This window comes from Butyricicoccus sp. OF27-2pH9A, assembly GCF_027693185.1.
Taxonomy (GTDB): Bacteria; Bacillota; Clostridia; order Oscillospirales; family Butyricicoccaceae; genus Agathobaculum; species Agathobaculum butyriciproducens.
On the sequence record NZ_JAQEXK010000041.1, the window covers coordinates 1 to 3,736 of the forward strand.

7 protein-coding genes are annotated in these 3,736 nt (G+C 41.0%); 5 read left to right on the forward strand and 2 right to left on the reverse strand.

Annotation, left to right across the window (positions count from 1 at the left end):
- Positions 1 to 81 precede the first annotated feature (81 nt).
- The gene (locus tag PG722_RS13775; protein WP_330382751.1) at positions 82 to 444 is read right to left on the reverse strand and encodes a helix-turn-helix transcriptional regulator; all 363 of its coding nucleotides are present in this window, start codon (positions 442 to 444) and stop codon (positions 82 to 84) included.
- Between the two features lie 167 nt (positions 445 to 611).
- Between PG722_RS13775 and PG722_RS13780 the strand changes: the two genes are divergently transcribed.
- From PG722_RS13780 to PG722_RS13800, 5 genes are all read left to right on the forward strand, one after another.
- Positions 612 to 986: a GntR family transcriptional regulator gene (locus PG722_RS13780; protein WP_055215976.1), complete on the forward strand. Its 375-nt coding sequence runs from the start codon at positions 612 to 614 to the stop codon at positions 984 to 986.
- 1 nt (position 987) lies between these two features.
- Positions 988 to 1,848, forward strand: coding sequence for an ABC transporter ATP-binding protein (locus PG722_RS13785; RefSeq protein WP_118697056.1), 861 nt, complete (start codon positions 988 to 990; stop codon positions 1,846 to 1,848).
- Positions 1,848 to 2,495: an ABC-2 transporter permease gene (locus PG722_RS13790; protein WP_243109102.1), complete on the forward strand. Its 648-nt coding sequence runs from the start codon at positions 1,848 to 1,850 to the stop codon at positions 2,493 to 2,495. The genes PG722_RS13785 and PG722_RS13790 overlap by 1 nt, the downstream gene beginning before the upstream one ends.
- Before the next feature lie 28 nt (positions 2,496 to 2,523).
- Positions 2,524 to 2,907, forward strand: coding sequence for a DUF3592 domain-containing protein (locus PG722_RS13795; protein WP_118697058.1), 384 nt, complete (start codon positions 2,524 to 2,526; stop codon positions 2,905 to 2,907).
- A gap of 128 nt (positions 2,908 to 3,035) precedes the next feature.
- A complete protein-coding gene (locus tag PG722_RS13800) occupies positions 3,036 to 3,224 on the forward strand; it encodes a cysteine-rich KTR domain-containing protein (protein ID WP_118697059.1) in 189 nt (62 codons plus the stop codon).
- Here the strand turns inward: PG722_RS13800 and PG722_RS13805 are convergent.
- Positions 3,181 to 3,525 carry a hypothetical protein gene (locus PG722_RS13805; RefSeq protein WP_182448679.1) on the reverse strand — a complete coding sequence of 115 codons (345 nt, stop codon included), beginning with the start codon at positions 3,523 to 3,525 and terminating at the stop codon, positions 3,181 to 3,183. The two genes, PG722_RS13800 and PG722_RS13805, sit on opposite strands and share 44 nt — an antisense overlap.
- Between the last annotated feature and the right edge of the window lie 211 nt (positions 3,526 to 3,736).

Below are 3,736 nucleotides of genomic sequence, written 5' to 3' on the forward strand. Positions count from 1 at the left end.
CTTGTGGCCACAGAGGCATTGCTTGCCACTTAGCGGAACCCCCGAAAAGTACCCCAAAAACAAGAAAAACGAAGGCCCTTTTTACTTGACCTCCGTTTCTCTGGCTTTTTGTAGTCCCTCTGCTGTGGCCTCCATGACCGTCAATTCCTTTTCGTCCATTGAGTTGAGCAGTCTATCAATGTGCTGGCGGCAGTCGCTTTCGCTATTCTGCCTGTCAGGATAAAAGAATTGGTCTACGGAAATGTCCAGCAAGGTGACGATTTGGTAAAAGGTATTCAGGCTTGGATGCTGACCCCGGTTTTCAAAATACATGATAGAGCGTGGGGTACGATCTACAAGCTGTGCAAGATATTCCTGTGTCCAACCTTTCGCCTCTCTTTTGCGCTTGATCTCCCGGCCTAATGCGTGGAAGTCAAGCCGTCTTTCGTCTTGGTACATTCTCATATCACCCATATATTATTTTACATTTCGGGTTTGATTATGAGAACGAAACTAAATTTTATGTTTTAGTAGTATTTTATTGTCCTTTCGGGCGTGGTTGACAGGAAAGTGATTATAGTGTATAGTGTGTATATAGCAACAGCACACTATACAGGAGGTATAATGAACTTGTGAAGATACTAATATCAAACGCCTCTGATTCCCCTCTTTACGAACAGATTAAAGAGCAAATCAAAGACGCAATTTTGAAAGAAGAATTAAAAGAGGGCGATGCGTTACCGTCAATACGGGCCTTTGCAAATGATTTGAAGGTTAGTGTTTTAACCATTAGGCGGGTTTATGAAGAATTAGAGCAAGAGGGCTTTGTTACCAGTCAGGTAGGAATTGGCACATTTGTTTCTACCAGCAATCTTGATTTGCTCCGTGATTCAAAACGACGGCTTGTGGAGCAAAAAATGCTGGATATGATACAGACTGCAAAATCACTTAATATCAGCAAAGACGAGCTTAATTCTATGATGGATATATTATACGAGGAGGATTGAAATGGAATCAATTTTGAAAGTTTCCGATTTGAACAAATCATATGGTAATTTTTCTTTAAGTAATGTCAGCTTTTCTTTGCCTGAGGGGTGCATTACTGGATTTATTGGGGTGAACGGCGCGGGAAAAACAACCACTTTACGGACGATTTTAGAGCTTACTAATCGAACTTCTGGGCATATTGAATTTTTTGGATTGGATATGCAAAGTCATGAGCAGGAAATTAAAAATCGCATCGGCGTTGTTCTTGATGATGGCTATTTTTATGAAGAATTATCTTTAGCTGAAATGAAAAGTATTATCTCTCCGGCCTATACATCGTGGTGTGAACAAGACTTCAAAAACTATCTGGAACGGTTCAACCTAAACCCAAAACAAAAAATCAATACGCTTTCAAAAGGCATGAAAATGAAATATGCGTTGGCACTGGCGCTGTCTCATAAAGCAGAACTTCTGATTATGGATGAACCTACCAGCGGCCTTGACCCTTTGATCCGAAGCCAGCTATTAACTATACTTACCGATTACATGAATAGTGGCGGAAAGGGTGTTTTCTTCTCTACACATATTACATCTGATTTGGACAAAATCGCAGATATGCTAATTATGATTGATAATGGTCACATCGTATTTCAGGAAGAAAAAGATACTCTGCTGGACTACTATCGGATTGTAAAAGGGGATGTGCGTTATCTAAATGCAGAAACCCGTAAATTATTTTTAAGCACTACGGAAACGGCATTCGGTTTTTCCGGTGTCACTAAAAAGATTTCTGAGGTGCAACGACTTATTCCTGATGTAGTGGTGGAACGGCCAACGATTGAGGACATTATGTTGGGAAGTATTGAAGGAGGAAAAAAATAATGCTAATCCATCTAGTTAGAAAAGATTTTCTTATCGTGAAGAAGTATGTTTTGCTTATGTTAGCGGTCTGTGTGTTTATACCGCCGTTTATGATGTGGCGAATAGACGACGCAACTTATGTTGGTTCTATGAGCTTTATCTTAGCTGCAATTTTTTCTGTTTTTATGCTATTGCAGTATGTTTCATTGAAGGAGAACCAATACGCAAAAGCGTCTACACTACTTTGTGCTACACCATATCCCCGCAAACTACTTGTACTTTCTAAATATGTTTTTGGCTTGCTGATTTATGGCGCTTGCTGTTTGATTTTCTGGGCAGAGACATTGTTATTCCCTGTTCTCGGTGGATTTCACATTGAACTGTCAGCGGTTATGTTCCTCGTTGTGGCTCTGTTCCTTGGTATTTACCTCCCAGTACAATATAAGTTGGGATATGAAACGACAAAATTTGCGTTCTTTATCATTATTATGGCTTCTCCTTTTATTGTGCCGCAATTACTGAAAATGCAGGGTGGCGCAAATTGGTATCCCTTAATTGCTCTATCGCCAAGCATCTTGTCTGCCGGAGCTATTTTGATTGGAGTTATTGTATTGGCGGTGTCTGCTGGAATATCGGTTAAGGTGTACTGTAAGGCTGACTTATCATAGCGCCTTTGTTGATTGGAGGTGAACGAAAATGAATAACGACACGATCTTTTTATATTTAATTGCGTCAGTCTCTTTTCTTTTTGCTCTTTACAACGCACTTGCCTTTTGGGCAAAAAGAAATATGACTGGGAAAACAACAGGAACCATCAACTCAATTACTTCGCCCAATCCCGAAACAGCAAAGACTCGCAATTCAAAGTGGGCAAAAGTCACCTATCGGGTGGATGGGAAAACCTATGTTTCAGGAAATCGCATACAAGTCCCCTTGACAGCCCAAGTGGGTAACTCTGTGACTGTTCGCTATGATTTGCAACATCCTGAAAGATTATATAGCTATTCATTAGCGAGAATACTTGTATCCTTATTTGTTACAGTTGTTTGCATTGTAGTAGGAGTATTTCATTTAGCATAGAACGAGGAGGTGTAATATGCCACATTTTCCAGAATGGTTTGTTGTAATATGCGTTTTACTTCCTATCTTGAACGCTTTATATAAAGTTTGGAAGAAGAACAAGAAAAAGTAGATTGGAGGGCAAACGCTTGCCAGAAATTCAATGGGTATTATGTCCTGTATGCCGTAATAAAACACGCTTAAAAATCAGAGGAGATACAATACTCATAAATTTTCCTCTGTATTGTCCTAAGTGTAAGCAAGAAACACTTATTACCGCAAAAAATTTGAATATTACGATTGTAAAAGAGCCAGACGCACAGACGCAGAGCCGATAACCCGTAGCCAATAGGCAAACGGTTTATCGGCTCTTTTCTTTTTGGTAGCAACTGTGTTGGCAGACACAACAAGACCGTTGAATTCGGCCTTGCGGCGCAGAATGGCGGTTTTGAAATATTGCATTTCAAGCCGCCGTTTTCCTTTTGAAAAATTGGATTTGCGGGGGGTGTGATAAAGTCGCCCTTTTTTAAGGATACGGCGGTGTCCGAGGAGGTATCGCCGTGTCCTTTTTGCTTTTTCGCAACGCCCATAATCTTCACCAGTTAAAAAAAGCGTAGCTCCCCCTCCGGGATATTCCAACCACGAAGGTACAATATATCAGTACCATTCAGATAATACATTTTCATGCGCCCGAGCGGCTTCATGCCGCCCGGGCGTTTTTGCGTCTATATGGAGCCTCGGGCCAACTTGGCCCGAAGTCATTCCCCGGTGCCGCTCTCCGCCGCCTTCGTTTCGGTTACTCGTCAATCAAAAATCGAAACGGAGGTCAATATGGCTATTATCAATTTGC